The organism is [Limnothrix rosea] IAM M-220 (assembly GCF_001904615.1).
Taxonomy (GTDB): domain Bacteria; phylum Cyanobacteriota; class Cyanobacteriia; order Cyanobacteriales; family MRBY01; genus MRBY01.
In genome coordinates this window covers 76644-96044 of the sequence record NZ_MRBY01000007.1, presented here as the reverse complement: position 1 = coordinate 96044, position 19401 = coordinate 76644, and the positions used below count along the sequence as shown (strand labels likewise).

The window sequence follows — 19401 nt, the reverse complement described above, 5'->3', positions numbered from 1 at the left end:
GAAAATCCATTTAGAATAATCCGTATGGTTGCGTTTTCACAAAAACTATTCTGGCAGCGTCAAAATTTCAGGGCCATCTTTAGTAATGGCGATCGTATGTTCAAACTGTGCCGAAAGCTTACGATCCTTTGTGACAGCCGTCCAACCATCGCTTAGAACTTCCGCTTCATGGGTACCTTGATTAATCATCGGTTCAATGGTGAACACCATGCCCGGACGGATTTTTTTACCCTTGCCGCGTGTACCGTAATGGGGTACTTGAGGCTCAGTATGAAAAACATTGCTAACACCATGTCCGACAAAATCACGCACCACAGAATAACCCTGGGCCTCAGCGTACTCTTGAATGGCTGCGCCAATATCACCAATGCGGCCATTGGGCTGGGCTGCTTCGATGCCGAGATAAAGGCATTTTTTCGTGACTTCAACGAGGCGTTCAACATCCGGCTTGGGTGTCCCCACAAAAAAAGTACGAGAAGTATCACCGTGGTAGCCCTCAACAATGGGGGTCACGTCAATATTGATAATGTCGCCATTCTTTAAAACGTCTTTCTTATTGGGAATGCCGTGGCAAATCACTTCATTAATACTGGTGCAAATGGATTTGGGGTAGGGATTGCTTTTGCCGTAGCCTAGGGGTGCACTTCTCGCGCCATGTTCTTGGGTCCAGGTCTCTGCCGCATCGTTCAGTTCGAGGGTGCTTACGCCGGGTTTGACCATAGGGGCAAGATAGTCCAGTAGTTGTGCTGCGAGACGTCCTGCATTACGCATTTTCTCGATTTCGCGTTTTGAAAGTAGAACGATGCCTTTACCCATGGGATCTAGTGAGTCTTAAATAAAACTGAATACACGATATTTTTTGAATTTGTTTATTGTAACAGTCCCTAAAGCTAAGGGGTTTAACGAAATAGGGGGCGATCGCCGCTGACCATTCCCTTCACCCTTTTCTTTCGCCCCTTTATTGACTAAATCAGTCAGTGTAAAAAGAGTCCCTGAAAAACCTATCCAGAGAGAAATTCTCCAGAAAAGAATATGTGCGAATAGACAAAGACAGCTATCCTCTATAATGAAAAATTTGCAGTATGCATTAACACATATTCGTAATTTAGTAATTTTTGTCGGAGAACTGTCCTATGGCTCGCATGTATTATGATGCGGACGCGAATTTAGATCTTTTAAATGGAAAAACCGTGGCCATTGTTGGCTATGGTTCCCAAGGTCATGCCCACGCCCTCAATCTCAAAGAAAGCGGCGTCGATGTTGTTGTGGGTTTATATGAAGGTAGTAAGTCCAAAGCAAAAGCCGAGGCTGAAGGTCTGAAGGTCTTGTCCGTTGCAGAAGCTGCGAAGGCTGCGGACTGGGTGATGATCCTGCTGCCGGATGATGTCCAAAAGCGTGTTTACACGAACGACATTGCTCCCAATCTCAAAGCAGGGGATATTCTCTCCTTTGCCCATGGTTTTAATATCAACTTCGGTCAGATTGTGCCTCCCGCAGATGTTGATGTCGTTATGGTTGCGCCGAAAGGCCCTGGTCACCTCGTGCGCCGTACCTATACCCAAGGTCAGGGTGTACCTGCATTATTTGCCGTTGATCAAGATGCTAGTGGTCAAGCCCGTGATCTAGCAATGGCATATGCTAAAGGCATTGGTGGGACTCGCGGCGGCATCCTAGAAACGACGTTCCGTGAAGAGACTGAAACAGATCTTTTCGGTGAGCAGGCGGTTCTCTGTGGTGGTCTTAGTGAATTAATTAAGGCTGGTTTTGAGACTCTTGTTGAAGCGGGATACCAGCCGGAATTGGCTTATTTTGAATGTTTGCATGAAGTCAAGCTCATTGTTGACCTTGTGGTTGAAGGTGGCCTCGCGAAAATGCGTGATAGCATCTCGACGACTGCTGAGTATGGGGATTATATGAGTGGTCCTCGCATTGTGACTGCTGATACGAAAGCTGCGATGAAGAAAATTCTCAGCGAAATTCAGTCTGGTGAGTTTGCTCGTAACTTCATTTTGGAAAATCAGTCTGGTGGTGCACAGTTTAAGGCTATTCGTCGCCGTGAAGCTGAGCATCCCATTGAGGTTGTTGGTAAGGATCTACGGGCTATGTTTAGCTGGCTCAAGGACAATTAATGGTCGCTAATTATTCCATTGAATTGTTTTGATATGAGGGTGGGATTCGTCTCACCTTTTTTGTTTTGTGAGGCCAAATGATTTTGGAGGAGCGAGAAATAAAATCTTGAATTGCTTCGGAAATAATGATTTTGGTTTATTCATTTGTCGCTCTAATTTTTAAAGTTAGTATTGGTTGTGGCGATCGCCAACTTCAAAAGTCTTGGGGGCAGACTAAATGTAGACCGGGGGTGATGGCTCGGATAAGTCTGAATTTTAGTTTGGGATAAATGGGTTTATTTTTTATCTGAATATTCTGAATATAATGATTTTTTTTATAGCTTTAGCTTTTTTTCTGTTAAGGAATTCTCATCGATTAGTTCAGGGGATTTGTGTCACAATTTGAGGTAAGTCATTGCCTTTATTTTTGAGTATTTTGGGATCACATTCCTGATGGGTTGCATTTTTGTTATTGATGGCAATACGGGTGGTTTAGCCTCCGTTGCTCAGGCCTTAGGACAGGAAGGGTATTGTATCCAAACTTTTGCTGGGGACGATGACATTCTGACTAAGGCGATCGCCAAATTACCAGAATTAATTTTATGTAATACATCCATATCGGTGGTTCAGACCTACCAGTTATGTTTTGCATTTAAATCCCATGCTGTAACCCGACATATTCCCCTCATTCTCATTGATCAAGCATTAGATATTCAGCGTCGAACAAAAGCCCTCGAACTTGGTTTTGATGACTATATCGCAGAGCCATGCGTCAATTTTGAACTCTTGATGCGGTTTAGGATACATCTGCGTACCCAAGCCCTCAACCGACGTCTGATAGAGCAAGAGGAGTTTCTCCAAGGGGAAATTTTTCGTCGTCAACTGGCCGAAGAACGTCTCAAACTGGCCGAGGAGAAATTTGGCAAAGCTTTTTATTCTAGTCCCAACCCCTCCACCATCACGCTATTGAGTGATGGCCGTCATATAGAGGTAAACGATAGCTTTTGTCAGGTGACAGGTTATACCACGGGGGAAATTATTGGCAAAAATGCTGTTGAGTTAAATTTGTGGGTAAATTTGGCAGACCGTGATCGGTTGTTTGATTTAATTCGTCGCGATCGCCGGGTGAAAAATCACGAATTTGAATTTCGCACCAAGCACGGCACCATTCATACAGCGATTTTGTCCTGTGAAATTATTTGGATTAATGGCGAAGAATGTCTCTTGTCTTTGTCCAACGACATTACAGATCGCAAGCGGGTAGAGTCACAGCTACAACATGCCAATAGTGCCCTGAAACGGTTAGCGGATCTAGATGGGTTGACACAAATTGCCAATCGGCGGCGCTTTGATACCTATTTGAAATATCATCTGGCAGAAGCTCGTAAAAAAGGAAAATATTTATCGATGTTTTTGTGCGATGTGGATCATTTCAAAGCCTATAACGACTATTACGGTCATGTGGCTGGGGACAATTGTTTGGTTAAACTGGCCAATATTTTTAGGCAAACACTCACCGACTCAACGGATTTTGTGGCGCGTTACGGCGGCGAAGAATTTGCCATTATTTTGCCGGGGCGATCGCCGGATGCCGCTGCTCTAAAGATTCAACAGGTGTGGCAAGCCATTCAAGAAGCTGCCATTCCCCACGCCCGTTCCCAGACCGCAGACCATGTCACCGTGAGCTTTGGAGGCTATATTGTCATGCCAGAAAGTTCGGTGACAACGCCTCGCCAGCTCATTGGGAAGGCCGATGAAGCCCTCTATCGTGCTAAGTACCAAGGCCGTAATCAAGTGGTTTTTGCTTAGGATTGTGCCTAGGGTTTTGTCTGACATTTAACTCAACGACTTTAGAGAACTATTTAGAGAGATGGCTCAGGAAATTGAACGGAAATTTTTAGTGATCGGCGATCGCTGGCGAGGGTTAGCGGAGGGCATTTACTATCGCCAAGGCTATCTACAACGTCAACCCGAACGAACAGTACGCGTCCGTTTAGCCGGAGAACAGGGGATTTTAACGATTAAAGGTAAAACGACAGGCATTTCTCGCCTCGAATACGAATACTCGATACCGAAAGCCGATGCGATCACCATGCTTGATCATTTGGGCGATCGCCCTCAAGTTGAGAAAAAACGTTATCGTATCCCCCTCGGAGACTTTATTTGGGAAATTGACGAATTTTTTGGTGAAAACACAGGCTTAATTGTGGCCGAAATCGAACTGCAATTTGAAAACCAACCATTTCCCCTCCCCCCTTGGATTGGCTTAGAAGTAACCCACCTATCGCGCTACTACAACGCCAACCTTGTTAGCCATCCCTTTTGTCAGTGGACAGCAACGGAACAACAGGGAAAGTGATTCCCAAAGCTGGTACATTGTTTAACCAATAACAAACTTTTTTTTATTCCAAATTTCCCATGACCACCACCGCTAACAACGACAAAACTATCGTTAAAGACTACTTTAATGCCAAGGGATTTGACCGCTGGCGGCGTATTTATGGCGATGGTGATGTCAATAAAGTACAAGCAGATATTCGCATTGGCCACCAGCAAACTATCGATAAAGTATTGGCATGGCTTAAGGCCGACCAAAATTTACCACTACGCAGTATTTGCGATGCAGGTTGCGGTGTCGGCAGTCTGAGTATTCCCCTCCACGAAATGGGTGCTCGCTCCATTTACGCTAGCGACATTTCCGAAAAAATGGCAGGCGAAGGCGCAGAACGAGCCAAGGCAAAATTCGGCGACACACCCACCCTTACATTCGAAGCCAAGGATCTCGAAAGTATCTCTGGGAAGTACAACACGGTTATTTGTCTCGATGTTTTGATCCATTACCCCACAGAGGATGCGGCGCAGATGATTGCTCACCTTGCTTCCCTGAGTGAGGATCGTTTGATCCTGAGCTTTGCCCCGAAGACACCGTACCTAACTGTGCTAAAAAAGATTGGTGAATTTTTCCCCGGACCTAGCAAAACAACACGTGCCTATCAGCATCGAGAACGCGATATTCGTAATATTCTGATCGATAATGGCTTTGCGATCGCCCGCACAGAGATGACCAGCACGAGCTTTTACTATTCCCGTCTCATTGAGGCCGTGCGACTACGGTAAGCCAAAGAAAAGTAACTAAGCAATATTTTTTATTTTTGGATTTAAGGGATAATTCTTTATCTCTTTTTTTATTACCCGAACCCTAACTCGGCTGCATTGGTTTTGTTGCGCCAATGGAAATCTCTTTCCAGCAGAGCCTATAGAGCGTGAGTGGCTCATCTTTGCCCTTCACCTTAGTCGGCGGTAGCGCTTCAAAGGGTAAATTTAAGCCCAGTAGACGCTGGTGGGTCGTGTCAGAAAGGATGATTTCTCCTGCCTGTGCCACATTACAAATGCGGCTAGTAACGTTCGTGGTGTCACCGATCGCCGCGTATTGAATTAGCCGTTGCGAGCCAATATTACCCGCTGCCACATCCCCAGTATTTAAACCAATGTGAATAGAAATCGGTTCTTTGCCCTCGCGAATCCACTTACGGTTGAGCTTGGTGACCGCCCACTGCATATCGATGGCCGCTTGGACAGCAAGCTGGGGATCATTGGGACGACGGTAGGGTGCACCCCAAATGGCAAATAACGCATCACCGATATACTTTTCTAACGTCCCTTCATATTCAAAGACAATGTCCTCAACCATCACCTGAAAATATTCATTCAGCATGGTGATAATTTGGCGTGGTTCCATCGTCGAAGACATGCGCGTAAAGCCACTAATATCTGCAAATAGCGCCGTAACTTCAGTTTCAATAATCCCTAATCGTTCAGTTTCTTTAATTTTTTTCGAGACAGCTTGGGGGAAAAAACGTTCAAGCTTATCCCGCATCACCGCCTCTGCTTGAATTTGTTTAAAAAGCAAATTATTTTCGATGGCGATCGCCGCCTGATTGCCCAGTGCCGCCAGAAAACTCATATCCTCATCGGTGTAGAGATTCACAAGACTAAGATTATCCACATACAGCACCCCAATCACATCTTCGCGGGGTTTGAGGGGCACACACATGGAAGCGTGAATAGATTGAAACAAAATCGATTCTGAACGGCCAAAGCGCTGATCAACCCGGGCATCAGAAGTTAAAATACCTTCCCCTTTCTCAAAAACATAATCAGTGATTTTTTGGCTATAAAATCGCGTACTCTTTTGCGTCGGGTTCCGGAGTTTAATAGCTTTACAATCCAGCTGATTTGTTTGGGGATTTTTGAGTAAAATGGCGGCCCGATCAACGCTCATAATCTCAAAGAGCAAATCAAGAATTTTTTGGAGTAAATTTTCTGGCTCATCGGGCGACGATAGTTCCTTCGCAATTTCCAACAAAATATTGAGTTTGTCGAGGGCGCGTTGCCCCTCATCGGCTTGCCGTAGACGTAAGACCGAAGGCTGACCCTGATTTTTTTCAGTGAGTAGCTCCTTAATTTTAATGCTCGTTGCTTGGGGATTGATGGTTTGAATAAACGAGCTAGAGTTTTCCTCCGCTTCTTCCGTAGGTGGGATTGTGGCATTGGGTAAGGGTGGGCGCAGGTCGACAAAGCGAAACTCCACATTGCCGCAGCGCAATAGATCACCGTTACGGAGACGTTTTTCCATGATCAGTTGGCCATTGACAAAGGTATGGTTGAGGCTTTTAAGGTCTCGCACTAAAACATGATCAAAGGAAATTTCGATCTCAGCGTGGCGGCGTGAAATGCTGTCATCGACAATTACAACGGTATTCCCTATGGCGCGACCAACTGAATTTACCCCGGCTTGCAACTGATGCTGTTCGCCAGAAGATTCACCAGTGTTGCGGATGAGGTAGGGCATGGGGGTAAGTTCAAGACAGTAGATCTTCTCTATGGTGCGGCTTTCTTAGTATGCAAAATACTTTACTCCAAATCATCTGTGGCAGACGTAATATTATTATCTTTTTTTACGTCTTTTCTGGGTGGATATACGAGACTAATCGTTTTTGGTGTTGGGGATAGAGCTGGGTGAGTTCGTTGAGTGTGGCAACTTTCATGTCGCGATAGTCAAAACCGGGAGCAACGGATTCTCCGAGTAGTCCGTATTCACCTTCTTCAAGGATTGCGGTTTTCCAGTGGCCGCTGGGCACGAGTAATTGGGGGACTTCTCCTGCGGTAATGTTGAGACCGAGTTTAATGGTTTGCCATTCGCCTGCGGGGGTGATCAGGTGATAGGTGATCGCAGATCCACTGTGGAAATAGTGCATAATCGGCGATCTATTTTGATGAAAATAATCGATGGGTCTGTCGTCGGTCAGTAGGTAATAAATTGAGGTGAGTAAGGGGCGATCGCCGCCGTCTCGTTCTGTCATCATCGTTGTTTCATCGCGATAGGTTTCCCGAAAATAACCACCTTCGATGTGGGGTTCGAGGTTGAGAAGGTTGATGATGTCCTGCTTATTCATGTCGAAATTTTTGAGTTTACCGTTGCTGGCAAAAAATTATGGCTTAGTGTGCAGAGTTTGGCACAAAGAAGAGGCGATCGCCGAATGACCCTCTCTTTTTTTATGGAGATATAAGCTTTCAAGTATAGAAAGTCCTGTGTCCCCAACGAGGGTTGCTCTTGCATCACCATAAATGTGTGGCAGGTGATGCATGGGATATTCTTGGTAAAAAAATAAATGTGCCCATTGTCGCTAGTTGCATATATTCTCCCTCGATTTTGGCTGGAAAGCTTGGTCTGGTGTTAGGCGATCGCCAACATTTCCGAACAAACATAAGTCCGAGACCTTGCTATTCATTTGTCGCCAAAAAGTGGTCTAGCACAGCGTAAGATGGAGCTATAAAAGGTTGCTTCCCAGATACGCAACATTCTCTGATTTCCCTTGCTCACAACGCCTAATACCTAGTCCATGACCCAATTTCCTACCCTAGAAGCGGCTCTTAAACACTTCTTTGGGTACGAGTCATTTCGTCCGGGGCAAAAAACAGTCATTGAAGCCGCCCTACAAAATCGCGATGTGCTGGCCTTGATGCCGACGGGTGCAGGAAAATCCATTTGTTTTCAATTACCGGCGCTGCTGAAATCGGGATTAACAATTGTCATTTCGCCATTGATCGCCCTAATGCAAGATCAGGTGGATTCCCTAACGGACAATGGTATTGGCGCAACGTTTCTCAATAGCACCCTTAATTTAGACCAAGCGCGATCGCGGATCCAAGCGATATTTAACGGCAAAATCAAGTTGCTTTATGTTGCCCCCGAAAGATTATTCAATGAGGGATTTCAAGAATTTCTCAATGATGTCACCAACTCTGTGGGGCTGTCCGGCTTTGTCGTCGATGAAGCCCACTGTGTCTCGGAATGGGGTCACGATTTTCGGCCAGAATATCGGCAACTCGCACGATTGCGGCGTAACTATCCCCAAGTTCCCTGTCACGCATTCACTGCGACGGCGACGGAACGGGTTCGGCAAGATATCATCACGCAATTAGCGCTGCACACACCGAGCTTCCATTGCACCAGTTTTAATCGCCCAAATCTCTACTATGAGGTCATTCCCAAGACTAGCCGCAGTTATGATCAGGTGCTGAAATATGTCCGCAAACATCGGGGTAAATCGGGGATTATTTATTGTTCGAGCCGTAAAAAAGTCGATGACATTAGCGATCGCCTCAAAAACGACGGTGTAAATGCTTTGCCGTACCATGCGGGCATGTCCGACAAGCTACGGGCGAGTCATCAGGATCAATTTATTCGGGATGATGTACCTGTTATCGTTGCAACCATTGCCTTTGGGATGGGCATCAATAAACCGGATGTGCGCTTTGTGGTGCACTATGATTTACCCGGAAATTTGGAGCGATATTACCAAGAATCAGGGCGGGCAGGGCGTGATAATGAACCCGCAAATTGTGCGTTGCTCTATAGTCCCGGCGATATTAAGCGGGCTGAGTATTTTATTGAACTGAAAGATGACGAAAACGAAAAACGGGTAGCCTACCAGCAGCTCCAAAAAATGATCGATTATGCTGAGGGCATCGAATGTCGGCGGACGATTCAGCTGAGTTATTTCGGGGAAAGTTTTGTCGGCAATTGTGGCGCTTGTGATAACTGCAAAAATCCGAAACCCATTGAAGATTGGACGATTGAGGCGCAGAAATTCTTATCCTGTGTCGCCCGCTGTCGGGAACGCTATGGCATGTCCTACATTATCGATGTACTGAAAGGGTCTCGGCGCGAAAAGATTTTGCAAAATCGCCACCATGAATTATCAACCTACGGCATTGGGCGCGATCACACGAAGGATGAATGGAAAAATCTGGGGCGATCGCTGTTGCATCAGGGCTTAATGGCAGAAACCAGTGATGGCTACCGTGTCCTAAAACTGAATGCTTTGAGCTGGGAAATTCTGCGGAAACAACGGGAAGTCAAGATTGCGGTAGAGCGCCGTAAATCGGCAGAAGAGATTTTGGGTGTTAGCGCCAGCCGACTGGATGTGGAGATGCTTTTCGAAGAGTTGCGTCGTCTGCGGAAGCACCTCGCGGATGTGAATTGGGTTGCGCCCTACATGATTTTTTCGGATTCAACCCTGAGGAAAATGGCAAAAAAACGTCCCCAAACCCGTGCTGATTTTATGCAAATTTCTGGGGTGACTATTGCGAAAACCCAACGTTATGGCGAACCGTTCCTCAACAAAATTAAAGAGTTTTGCCGATCGCAACCGTCCTCTAAACCCAAGGTTTCTGAAAGTCATATTTTCACGTTGCAACTATTCCAACAAAATCTTTCTGTCCCTGAAATCGCTAAGCAACGTAGTCTGACTGCTGGCACGATCAACAAGCACCTCGCGGATCTAATCGAAAATGGGGAAATGGTTGAGCTAGATCGGATTGTGACCCGAAAAGCTCAGGAAGAAATTAGGGGGGCGATCGCCGCAGTGGGTCATGAGTCTCTCAGTAAAATTCGTACACACCTCAACGAAAAATTCAGCTATGATGCTATCCGGTTAGTTCGTGCCCAATGGTTGCAATCCCTAGCTCAAACTCCAGAAAAAATCAGTTAGTTAAACATTTTTATTTTCTGTTTCTTCTTCATTTTCAAAGGTGATATCGCGATAAATATCAGCGACGGAAACTTCTAACCCTAAAGATTTAAGACTGAGAGTTGTACCTAGATTCTGATAGCTTTGCAATACCCACAAATCATTTTCTCCACGCCGAAAATGATCAATAAGATATCGTTGTGAGCTTACCAGTAGATACTCTTCAAGAGAGGGAATGGAGCGATAGAACTCGAATTTGTCTCCTCTATCGAAACCTTCCGTCGATTTTGATAAAACCTCAACAATTAGTCTAGGTTGGTTCATATAGTAGGTCGTTAAATCTTCAGTTTCAGATGTACAAGCAACCAAAATATCTGGATAAAAAAACTTTTTTCCTTCTCCAACCCGGACTTTCATATCACCCATATACGATTCGCATGGTGTGCCTCGCAATTTGAGGGTTAACTCAACTAATAAATTTCTAGAAATACGATTATGGGCATTACTCGCTCCAGCCATTGCGTAAATCTCACCATCAACATATTCATGGCGAATTTCGCTAGTCTCTTCAAACTCTAAATATTCTTCTGGGGTGAGATATTTACCGGAGTTGAGGGCAATCATAGTTTAAGTTGCAAGCAGCATTTTCTCTATTGTGCCAAGCTTTTGCCAGAATTCCAGTGAAATAAAAGAGAGGCGATCGCCGCAGTGGGTCATGAATCCCTCAGTAAAATTCGTACCCACCTCAACGAAAAATTTAGCTATGATGCTATCCGGTTAGTCCGTGCCCAGTGGTTACAAACAGAAGGGCGATCGCCGACAGCTACATCATCAAATTAAAATTTTATTCTGTCACCGCTTCAGCCGAATTTTCAAAAGAAATTGTGTCATAAATTTCAGCTAGAGAAACCTCAACATTAATCGATTTAAGCTGAAGTATTGCATCTAAATCCTGATGACTTTGCAATACCCAAAAATTATTTTCACCACGCCGGAAACAATCGACAGAGTACTGATCTGTGCTCACCAAAATATATTCTTGGAGACTGGGGATAGAGCGATAAAACTTGAACTTGTCACCACGATCAAAACCTTCAGTTGATGTCGATAGAACTTCAACAATTAATTTAGGCTGATCCATATGGTAAGACGTGAGATCATTCGTTTCTGAAGCACAGGACACCAGTAAATCTGGATAAAAGAAGCGTCGTCCATCTGCAACGCGCACTTTCATATCATTCATATAGGGGCGACAAGTCGTTCCTCTCAGTCGAGATTTCAGCCCTGATGCAAAATTTAGATTGATTATGTTGTGAGCATTACTTGCCCCTGACATTGCGTAAATCTCACCATCAACATATTCGTGGCGAATTTCGCTAGTTTTTTCAAACTCTAAATATTCTTCTGGGGTGAGATATTGACCGGAGTTGAGGGCAATCATGGTTTAAGTCACAAGGCAGCATTTCCTCTATTGTGCCAAGCTTTTGCCAGAATTCCAGTGAAATAGAGGAAGGGCGATCGCCTCGACTCGATCACTCTTCTGCTGTCACGGTGTCAAAGATTGCGTCTTCATATAAAAGTTGCACTGGACAGTCAAATTCAATACTCGGAATCGTCAATATTTCATTCAATTCATAATCCGTATAGCCCCACATTTTGCCAGACTGACGCTGGTACATTTCTACCTTCACCCGTTGACTATCAATGAGAATGTACTCTTGTAGGCTCGCAATTTGACGATATAACTTCAACTTGAAGTCCTTGTCGTAATTCGCATTACTTGGCGACAGCACTTCCACAATCGTTGTTGGGTATTGAATGAGTTGATTATTTTTCTGATCCGAAGCATTACAGGTGATTGCTAAGTCAGGATAAAAATACCGTTCACTTTCAACATCCTGAACTTTGACATCAGACACAGCAGCATAGCAGCCCCGCTTCTTTAAATGCGGTCTTAACGCAAAATATAAATTTAAAGCGATGCGATTGTGGGTAACTGAGCCACCTGTCATCGCATAGATTTCGCCATCAACATATTCATATCGAATATTTTGAGTTGCTTCCCATTCCAGATACTCTTCTGGCGTCATTTTTCTGGGGAGTTCTGCGGCGGCAATCATGTATTTAGAAAATGTTGATGGTTGCATTTCTATTTTAATCGCGGAGTTCAAGATAGTTGTCTGATGAGTCAGAACCTTGAGCACATCCATTACAACAGCGTAAAAATTTCAATGGGTTCAGATTTTCCTTTAACCATCTGTGGTTCTAAGGTCTCTAAACGAGAGTCAAAATTTTTCGGTAAAGCGGCTTTTGTTGCGCCAGAAAAAATCAGCGATCGCCCCAATTTTTTTGTGAGAGATTCCACCCGTGACGCGACATTTACCGTATCGCCAACCGCTGTATATTCCATCCGTTGGGGTGAACCAATACTGCCGGCGATCGCCATGCCTGTGTGGAGCCCGATGCCAATTTGGAGGGGCGTAATATTTTCAGCGATGAGTTCTTGGTTCAGTCGCTCTAGACCCCGCATCATATCCTGCGCTGCATTGACTGCTTGTTCAGCATGATTTTCCTCTCCTTGACCCACTCCAAACAAAGCCATAAACCCGTCGCCGAGTAGCTGGTTCACCATGCCGCCATGCCGCTGCTCAACGATTTCGACCATGATATTGAGAAATCGATTTAGTAAAACTACCGTATCGCTAGGACGAGAAATGGCGCTTCTCGCGGTGAAATTTCGAATATCAGTGAACATTACCGTTAAATTTTGCTCCGTGCCGACCAAATCTGGGTTACTTTGCAAAATTTGCTGGGCAATACCCTGTCCCACATGACGACCAAACATTTCCCGCAAATATTGTTTTTCCTCTAGCTCCGCCACCATTTGATTAAATTCATCGATCAATGGGCCAAACTCATCGGCTCGTTTGAGATCGATGCGTGTCGTTAAATCTCCAGCTATCACCGCTTGGGAAGCCTTTTTTAATGCCATCACAGGTTCGACAACAGTGCGACCCAGCATCCATGCACTGATAAATCCAAAGCCAATACCGATTAGTCCCACAACCAATGCGAAATAAAGATTTTGCCAATCGCTAGGCGGCGGGACAGAGAGTAGCAGCAGTAACGAAATAATTGGGCAAATGCCGACCGACACTATAACTAAAAAACCGCGCTCGTAGAGGGAGAGGGAATAGGCCGTTAGGGTTTCAGCGACTTTTGTATCGCGAAAAAGGATGGGATAAAACCTCTGTTGACTCGTCAGCTCGATAGCAAAGAAGCTTTGGGTAATAGCAATTAATGCCGAGATGGTAATGGAGACAGGCAAGTATAGAAAAATGTTGGGATTAGGATTTTCTGGGGTAAGGAGCAACGCACCAAGGAAAACAGGAATACATAAAAACCAGGCGATCGCCGCGATGGCAGTACCCAACCAAGGCAAATTCAAAACCTGTCGTCGGGCTAGATCTAGGCGCTGTGTAGAGATGGTTTGGCCTTTTTGCAAGGCGTTAATTGTTTTGGCGAGGGCACGAACTCGAATGATCCAGTAGGCGATCGCCATGGGATAAACGACGAGGTTGTAAACCAGAATTGTGGAGGTGAGAACAGTTTGTTGAGTCGCGGTAAGGAGAGGCTGAACGCGGGCAACGTTGTACCAAATATTGAACATGCTCCCCAAGATCTGGGGTAAAAGGGGCGATAATCCCACTGCCCAAATTGCTGAGGGCTGAAACTTATCATTTCGACGTTGCGACGCTGGATTTTTGTGTGAACTAGATCTGAAATTATTAGGATATTTATCCGCCACGTTACTCCCAAACCATTTGGTACTCTATGTTTGCAGTGTAGCCGCCACCCCTAAGCTCACCCTACTTTGACAACAATAATTATTTAAAAAAGTCGGTGATCAATATATCGAAAGTCCTAACCCAAAAAACCCTAGAGACCGTTGCCAATCAAAATAAATGAAGCCCAGTAGTAAGGATGATTAAAGGTCTCGTCATGGAGCATATTGCGTTGCACTTCTTGGAGAGCTGCCGTTTTCGTGACATTGCCTTGCAAGAGATTTTCGTAAAACTGATTCATTAAAATCTGGGTGCTGCGATCGCTGACCGACCAAAGACTCGCCAAAATTGCATCGGCTCCCTGCTGTTGCATTTGATAGCCCAAACCCAACACCTCAACACCATTTCCCAAGGTATCGCCCACACCCGTTTCGCAGGCACTCAGCACAATCAGCGCGACATTACTCAAATCCCAATCCCGCACATCTTCGAGGGTGGCGAATTCCCCTTCACCAAAGGCGATATAGGAATCCTTTGGTCTGCCGGAAACAAATTCGGCATGGGTCGCAAGGTGTACGACATCATAGCTATTCATCTCATAAATAATGTCGCCATTAAACTGCTCATTCAGGCGAACGCTACTACGGGGAATCGTTGCGGCAAGGGTTTCGACTTCCTGTACGGCGTAGGGCAACCCCGCTAGGGGGATTTGGCGCGTCCCAAATTCGAGGGTGACATCATGACCGGGAAAAGCGCCAGCAATCAAATTAAAGTCATCTAGGGGCGCAACCTCATCAAAGTCAGTCAGGCTAAGGGCTGTGATGTTGTTGATGTCATATTTTTCGATGAGCCACTGGTTGTTCTCGGCATCAAATAAGGAGGCGAGGGGAATATAACGTAGTGCACCGTCTGGAGCATAAATAATCGTTTCAATATTGGCGGCTGCGAGGGTTGCTTCGACGGGTTTAATCAGCCAATCGTGGAGTTTTGCTAATGGGTCAAAGGTGCTTGTCGACTGACTACCTTTTTGCCGAGGCACTGTCGTTAGGGTTTGGCGCGCTGCGAGGATGGTTTCATTTAGCTCGGTGCGGGCAATGGGCACAGTGTGACGCAGGGGAGGTGTATTGGCGCTAACTACGATAATCTCTAGGCGATCGCCCAAAATTAGAGGGTAAATAATGGCAGCATTACGACCCGCTTTTTTAATAGTTTGGAGCTGTTCCTTGAGCTTGGCATCTTGACTGAGGTTAAACGATAGAGATTCATTGCTACTGAGATTTGCTTTGAGGTCACCGATCACGGCTTGTACCTCATCACTCTCTAGAAAGGCTCGAAAGTTGTGACGTTCAGAATTTTGTGCTTTGCGTAGGGAAATCAATTCTTGCCGCTGGGCTTCTGAGAGGGCGCTGGGGGAAATTTCTTCGAGTTCCGCCAACCGTTTCGAGGCAACGATGAGCTGTTCCGTTTGTTTTTGATTTAAAGCTAAAAACGTTTCTTCGGGGGGACGATAGCCCGTACCTTTTTCTGTTTCTGCTGTGCCACGCACATGGTAGAGATAATCGCTCAATTCTTGGATTTTCAGTAAATCTAAGACCCGTTGAGCTTCGAGGATACGGTTTTGGGTCAGCAACAAATCAGCGAGATTACGATAGGTGGATTCGACGCTACTGAGATAGCTTTCTTGGAGAGCATTATCTAATCCTTGGATTTCGTTGCGAATACTTTCGTAGGTATTGATGACCTCTTTAAAGAAAATAATGGCTAGCTCTGCATCGCCCTGGGCTTGGAAGAAACTGCCTAGGTTTTTTAAGACGCGACCGATGGAGTGGCGATCGCCAATATCTGTGCTAATGCCGAGGGCTTCTTGGTAGTAGGTGAGTGCTTGGTCAGCTTGGTCGATGGTTTCGTAGGCTTTACCGAGGGAATTTAAAGTGAGTGCCGTCACCCGACGGTTATCAATTGCCCTTGTAATTTGTAGCGATTCTTCGAAATAGGCGATCGCCTTTTGATTTTCTCCGCGTCGAAAGGCCACTTCCCCCAGATTTTTGAGGGCATAGGACATTTCATATTGATAGTTTTCTGCCGAAGAAATTTCTAACGATTGGAGGTAATAGTCCTGAGCTAGGGCATAATTCTTTAGCTCCATGTGGGCAAAGCCTAAATTGTTGATCAGGATTGGTTCGATTTGTAAATCACGAGTTGTTTGCACAGCCTCTAAAGCCTGTTCGTAGTAAGTAATCGCATTTTCGATTTCACCAAGTTGGCGATAGGCTTCCCCTAAATTGTTGGCGATCGCCGCTTGTTGGCGCGGGTCATTGATCCCTTGGGTAATGGCTGTGGCCTGTTCATATTGACGCACCGCCTTGGCATATTCACCGAAGGAATGGTGGGAGATACCGATGCAATTGTGGGCTGCGCCCATGCCTTCCAAATGATTTTGGGCTTCAAATCCCGTTAATGCTTTTGTACAGAGGGCGATCGCCTCTTGATATTGCCCTGTTTTAAAAGCTCTCTCCCCGTCGTAAATGAGATTCCGAGACTCTGCGAGGGAATAAGTTTGTTTTTCTATAACGTTTTCTTCGAGCGGTGACGAGAAAGTCTGGGGGGCGATCGCAATATTTTGCACAACCATAGCCACGATTAATGTTGAACAGAATTGCCTAATTCCCATAGTTCCTTCCCCAAGCCATTGATTTAATTGTAGAAATTCCTATCTCCCTTGAGGGTCAAAAATTAAGAACTGTTCCCCAAGGTGATAAATGTTCACGTAAAAAATCGCCCTAAAAAAACGTCAGTTATGGATAAGAATTTAGCTGATATTTCTTTAAAGAAAGGAAGACAAGGAGAGGTAGAGACACGGAGAACCAACGAAAATTTGCGTTTTTTGACCCCTCGGATTGTTTGGATAAAACATCTCCCTATCTCTCGCTCTCTTATTCGCCGCGTCGTATTGCCGAGTACCCTTAAGCAAAACTCAGGTTAAAAAATATCGTTTGCCGCGCGGTGCAAAAGAGAATGGCGATAAACCAACTCATCAATATTTTTCGCATAGCCACCCCCAATCACACAGGCAACGGGATATCCTGCCGCATGGCAAGCACTGAGTACCATGCGATCCCGGCGATAAATGCCCCGATCTGTCATGGCTAATTTGCCGAGGCGATCGCCCACATGGGTATCCACACCCGCATCAAAAAAAACTAAATCGGGTTTCACTTCCGAGAGCAGATCATCGAGGTGAGTCGCGAGAATTTGCAAATAACCATCGTCATCTAGCCCCGCAGGCAAGGGAATATCAAAATCACTCTGCTGCTTTTTGCTGGGAAAATTAATCTCGCAGTGCATCGAAAAGGTAAACACATCCGGCTCATCTTGAAAAATAAAGGCTGTACCGTCCCCTTGGTGAACATCGAGATCAATAATTAAAATCTTTTTTGCCAAACCTAAATGGCGGACAGTTTTGGCGGCGATCGCCAAATCATTGAGAATACAAAACCCAGAACCATAATTAGGAAAAGCATGGTGGGTTCCCCCAGCAGTATTGCAAGCTAAACCATGTTCGAGGGCAAGTTTTGCGGTGGTGACTGTGCCCCCAATGGCGGTGAGCGTCCGGGTGACAACGCCTTGACTCCAAGGTAAACCGATGCGACGTTGGGCTTTTTTTTCAAGAGTGCCGTTACGATAGGCATCAATATAATCACGATTGTGAACCAGCTCTAGCCAATCCATTTCAGGAAATTCTGGCTCGTAAACTTGCTCTGGTCGAATCACGTCATCCCGCAGCAGCATTTCATAGAGCAGCTTGAACTTTGGCATCGGAAAGCGATGTTCTTCAGGAATCGGCGTAACGTAATTTGGGTGGTAAACGACGGGAAAACCCATAGCAAAACTCAAGCAACTTGAGACAGTGTAGCGATTTTACTGGGTTTGGGCTTGGTTAATTTGACGCTGCAAATACTCAATCCAGATGTAGCTGGGGTCATTCTTCTCGGAATGGTTCGCCAAAATGTTTTCCCGCAACCGTTGGCGATCGCCGTTATTTTCAATCAAATCCGCCAATTTCTGAATAAAATCATCACCACTTTCAGGATCAAACAAAATGCCATTTTGAGCGGGTTCCACTAAATTTCTAGTCCAATCACAATCTGGCGCAAGGATCGGCGTGCCCACATAAAGGGATTCCTGAACGGTTCGCCCAAAGGTTTCTTTCAGAGAGGCGGTCACATGAAAATCCACATTTGCTAAAAGTTTGGGGATTTGTTCGTGGGGCACTTCCCCTAAAATCTCAGTCGGTAATTCTGTCGCAAACTCACTGGCGGCGATCGCCTCGTCTAGTTCCCCGCGCCCCGCCACGAGAATCGTAAATTTCTGGGAAATATTTTTCTGTTTCAACTTAGCCAAATGTTGCAGCGTAAAATCCCAATTTTTATCGGGAGAAAGGCGACCGAGAAAGAGAACTTTTACCGTGTCATCAACCTTGGCAAGATTAAAATTTTTCTCGAAGAAACCTGCTTCTTTTAAAGACAACGGATTTTTAATAACCGGTGGGCCAATGACTTTCGCATAGTCAACATTTTTGATACCCCAAGCCTGTAACTTTTTCTCGATAAAACGACTCCCCACAAGCGTGATCGAGCATTGATTGTAAATCCACTTTGTCAGAAACAATGCTGCCGTTTTCGCGATGCCCACCAGCAAACTTGGTACATAATCAGGGATGTAATCAATAAAATTTGTTCGATAACACCCGATATAGGGAATCTCATTTTGTTGCGCATATTGTAGTCCCGGCAAACTAAATAGCGTTGTCCACAACCGTTCCGGCTCTTCGATTTCGATAATGTCTGGCTCAAATTCGGCGATCGCCCCCTCAATTTTTTTTAGGGTAGATCGTTTCGGATTCCGCTCTTGGGGCACATCCATCCATTCCTCACTATTCAAAGAAATTATTTTGACATTAGGAAAAAGATCACCAACATAATCTGACCATTTCGGATAAATTGCCGCGATTTCTTGATAGCTTGATACTAAACAAAGCGCCTCATGACCGGCGATCGATAACTGTTTAATCCGTTCGTAGAGCGTAATGCTCACCCCATCATGGGACGGCAAAAACGTAGCCGAAATAATAACAACTTTCATCTAAATTCCGGAAATAACCCTTGTATTTGTAGGGTGCATTAATGAAATGTAATGCACCTTTTTAATTTATGAGATCTGTGCGTTTATGATCTGTGCGTTACGCTTCGCTAACACACCCTACATAGAATGCTTACCCCATCATGGGACGGTAAAAACGTGGCAGAAATAATAACAACTTTCATCTAAATTCCGGAAATAACTCTTGTATTGGTAGGGTGCATTAATGAAATGTAATGCACCTTTTTAATTTATGAGATCTGTGCATTTATGATCTGTGCGTTACGCTTCGCTAACACACCCTACATAGAATGTTTTTTATTGCTTTTATTG

At 45.1% G+C, this 19401-nt stretch carries 16 protein-coding genes; 6 read left to right on the top strand and 10 right to left on the bottom strand.

What is annotated here, in order from left to right:
- Window positions 1-45: 45 nt before the first annotated feature.
- Window positions 46-816: a type I methionyl aminopeptidase gene (map, locus tag NIES208_RS04740; RefSeq protein WP_075890240.1), complete on the bottom strand. Its 771-nt coding sequence runs from the start codon at window positions 814-816 to the stop codon at window positions 46-48.
- A gap of 317 nt (window positions 817-1133) precedes the next feature.
- Here map and ilvC point away from each other — a divergent pair, with 317 nt between their 5' ends.
- The 4 genes from ilvC (at window position 1134) to bchM (ending at window position 5225) form a co-directional block, all read left to right on the top strand.
- Window positions 1134-2129, top strand: a complete 996-nt coding sequence (ilvC, locus tag NIES208_RS04735) for a ketol-acid reductoisomerase (RefSeq protein WP_075890238.1) — start codon at window positions 1134-1136, stop codon at window positions 2127-2129.
- A gap of 432 nt (window positions 2130-2561) precedes the next feature.
- A complete protein-coding gene (locus tag NIES208_RS04730; protein ID WP_075890236.1) occupies window positions 2562-3917 on the top strand; it encodes a GGDEF domain-containing response regulator in 1356 nt (451 codons plus the stop codon).
- 61 nt (window positions 3918-3978) lie between these two features.
- Window positions 3979-4467: a CYTH domain-containing protein gene (locus NIES208_RS04725; RefSeq protein WP_075890234.1), complete on the top strand. Its 489-nt coding sequence runs from the start codon at window positions 3979-3981 to the stop codon at window positions 4465-4467.
- A 59-nt stretch (window positions 4468-4526) separates the two neighbouring features.
- A complete protein-coding gene (gene bchM, locus NIES208_RS04720) occupies window positions 4527-5225 on the top strand; it encodes a magnesium protoporphyrin IX methyltransferase (protein WP_075890232.1) in 699 nt (232 codons plus the stop codon).
- An 82-nt stretch (window positions 5226-5307) separates the two neighbouring features.
- Here the strand turns inward: bchM and NIES208_RS04715 are convergent, their stop codons facing one another.
- Window positions 5308-6960, bottom strand: a complete 1653-nt coding sequence (locus NIES208_RS04715) for an adenylate/guanylate cyclase domain-containing protein (protein ID WP_075890230.1) — start codon at window positions 6958-6960, stop codon at window positions 5308-5310.
- 106 nt (window positions 6961-7066) lie between these two features.
- The gene (locus tag NIES208_RS04710; protein ID WP_075890228.1) at window positions 7067-7564 is read right to left on the bottom strand and encodes a cupin domain-containing protein; all 498 of its coding nucleotides are present in this window, start codon (window positions 7562-7564) and stop codon (window positions 7067-7069) included.
- A gap of 447 nt (window positions 7565-8011) precedes the next feature.
- Here NIES208_RS04710 and recQ point away from each other — a divergent pair, with 447 nt between their 5' ends.
- Window positions 8012-10165, top strand: a complete 2154-nt coding sequence (recQ, locus tag NIES208_RS04705) for a DNA helicase RecQ (protein ID WP_075890226.1) — start codon at window positions 8012-8014, stop codon at window positions 10163-10165.
- Here recQ and NIES208_RS04700 read toward each other — a convergent pair whose 3' ends face one another.
- A complete protein-coding gene (locus NIES208_RS04700) occupies window positions 10166-10768 on the bottom strand; it encodes a Uma2 family endonuclease (protein WP_075890224.1) in 603 nt (200 codons plus the stop codon). It abuts the gene before it with no gap.
- Between the two features lie 75 nt (window positions 10769-10843).
- On the opposite strand from NIES208_RS04700, the gene NIES208_RS19600 reads away from it, so the two are divergent.
- Window positions 10844-10984, top strand: coding sequence for a hypothetical protein (locus NIES208_RS19600; RefSeq protein ID WP_411974249.1), 141 nt, complete (start codon window positions 10844-10846; stop codon window positions 10982-10984).
- A 4-nt stretch (window positions 10985-10988) separates the two neighbouring features.
- Here the strand turns inward: NIES208_RS19600 and NIES208_RS04695 are convergent, their stop codons facing one another.
- The 6 genes from NIES208_RS04695 to NIES208_RS04670 all read right to left on the bottom strand — a co-directional run bounded on the left by NIES208_RS04695 (window position 10989) and on the right by NIES208_RS04670 (window position 19071).
- The gene (locus NIES208_RS04695) at window positions 10989-11585 is read right to left on the bottom strand and encodes a Uma2 family endonuclease (protein ID WP_075890222.1); all 597 of its coding nucleotides are present in this window, start codon (window positions 11583-11585) and stop codon (window positions 10989-10991) included.
- Window positions 11586-11676: 91 nt separating this feature from the next.
- Complete coding sequence (locus NIES208_RS04690) at window positions 11677-12291, bottom strand: Uma2 family endonuclease (RefSeq protein WP_235641336.1); 615 nt, start codon at window positions 12289-12291, stop codon at window positions 11677-11679.
- 62 nt (window positions 12292-12353) lie between these two features.
- Window positions 12354-13814: an adenylate/guanylate cyclase domain-containing protein gene (locus tag NIES208_RS04685; protein ID WP_225875251.1), complete on the bottom strand. Its 1461-nt coding sequence runs from the start codon at window positions 13812-13814 to the stop codon at window positions 12354-12356.
- A 269-nt stretch (window positions 13815-14083) separates the two neighbouring features.
- Window positions 14084-16561, bottom strand: coding sequence for a CHAT domain-containing protein (locus NIES208_RS04680; protein WP_075890218.1), 2478 nt, complete (start codon window positions 16559-16561; stop codon window positions 14084-14086).
- Window positions 16562-16908: 347 nt separating this feature from the next.
- Entirely contained in the window at window positions 16909-17811 is a 903-nt protein-coding gene (locus NIES208_RS04675; RefSeq protein WP_075890216.1) for a histone deacetylase family protein, read from the bottom strand.
- Between the two features lie 36 nt (window positions 17812-17847).
- Complete coding sequence (locus NIES208_RS04670) at window positions 17848-19071, bottom strand: glycosyltransferase (protein WP_075890214.1); 1224 nt, start codon at window positions 19069-19071, stop codon at window positions 17848-17850.
- Window positions 19072-19401 lie beyond the last annotated feature (330 nt).

Excerpts from the sequence above, each read along its gene's own strand:
- map (WP_075890240.1), bottom strand. The coding sequence starts at position 816 with ATGGGTAAAGGCATCGTTCTACTTTCAAAACGCGAAATCGAGAAAATG.
- ilvC (WP_075890238.1), top strand. The coding sequence starts at position 1,134 with ATGGCTCGCATGTATTATGATGCGGACGCGAATTTAGATCTTTTAAAT.
- NIES208_RS04730 (WP_075890236.1), top strand. The coding sequence starts at position 2,562 with ATGGGTTGCATTTTTGTTATTGATGGCAATACGGGTGGTTTAGCCTCC.
- NIES208_RS04725 (WP_075890234.1), top strand. The coding sequence starts at position 3,979 with ATGGCTCAGGAAATTGAACGGAAATTTTTAGTGATCGGCGATCGCTGG.
- bchM (WP_075890232.1), top strand. The coding sequence starts at position 4,527 with ATGACCACCACCGCTAACAACGACAAAACTATCGTTAAAGACTACTTT.
- NIES208_RS04715 (WP_075890230.1), bottom strand. The coding sequence starts at position 6,960 with ATGCCCTACCTCATCCGCAACACTGGTGAATCTTCTGGCGAACAGCAT.
- NIES208_RS04710 (WP_075890228.1), bottom strand. The coding sequence starts at position 7,564 with ATGAATAAGCAGGACATCATCAACCTTCTCAACCTCGAACCCCACATC.
- recQ (WP_075890226.1), top strand. The coding sequence starts at position 8,012 with ATGACCCAATTTCCTACCCTAGAAGCGGCTCTTAAACACTTCTTTGGG.
- NIES208_RS04700 (WP_075890224.1), bottom strand. The coding sequence starts at position 10,768 with ATGATTGCCCTCAACTCCGGTAAATATCTCACCCCAGAAGAATATTTA.
- NIES208_RS04695 (WP_075890222.1), bottom strand. The coding sequence starts at position 11,585 with ATGATTGCCCTCAACTCCGGTCAATATCTCACCCCAGAAGAATATTTA.
- NIES208_RS04690 (WP_235641336.1), bottom strand. The coding sequence starts at position 12,291 with ATGCAACCATCAACATTTTCTAAATACATGATTGCCGCCGCAGAACTC.
- NIES208_RS04685 (WP_225875251.1), bottom strand. The coding sequence starts at position 13,814 with ATGTTCAATATTTGGTACAACGTTGCCCGCGTTCAGCCTCTCCTTACC.
- NIES208_RS04680 (WP_075890218.1), bottom strand. The coding sequence starts at position 16,561 with ATGGTTGTGCAAAATATTGCGATCGCCCCCCAGACTTTCTCGTCACCG.
- NIES208_RS04675 (WP_075890216.1), bottom strand. The coding sequence starts at position 17,811 with ATGGGTTTTCCCGTCGTTTACCACCCAAATTACGTTACGCCGATTCCT.
- NIES208_RS04670 (WP_075890214.1), bottom strand. The coding sequence starts at position 19,071 with ATGAAAGTTGTTATTATTTCGGCTACGTTTTTGCCGTCCCATGATGGG.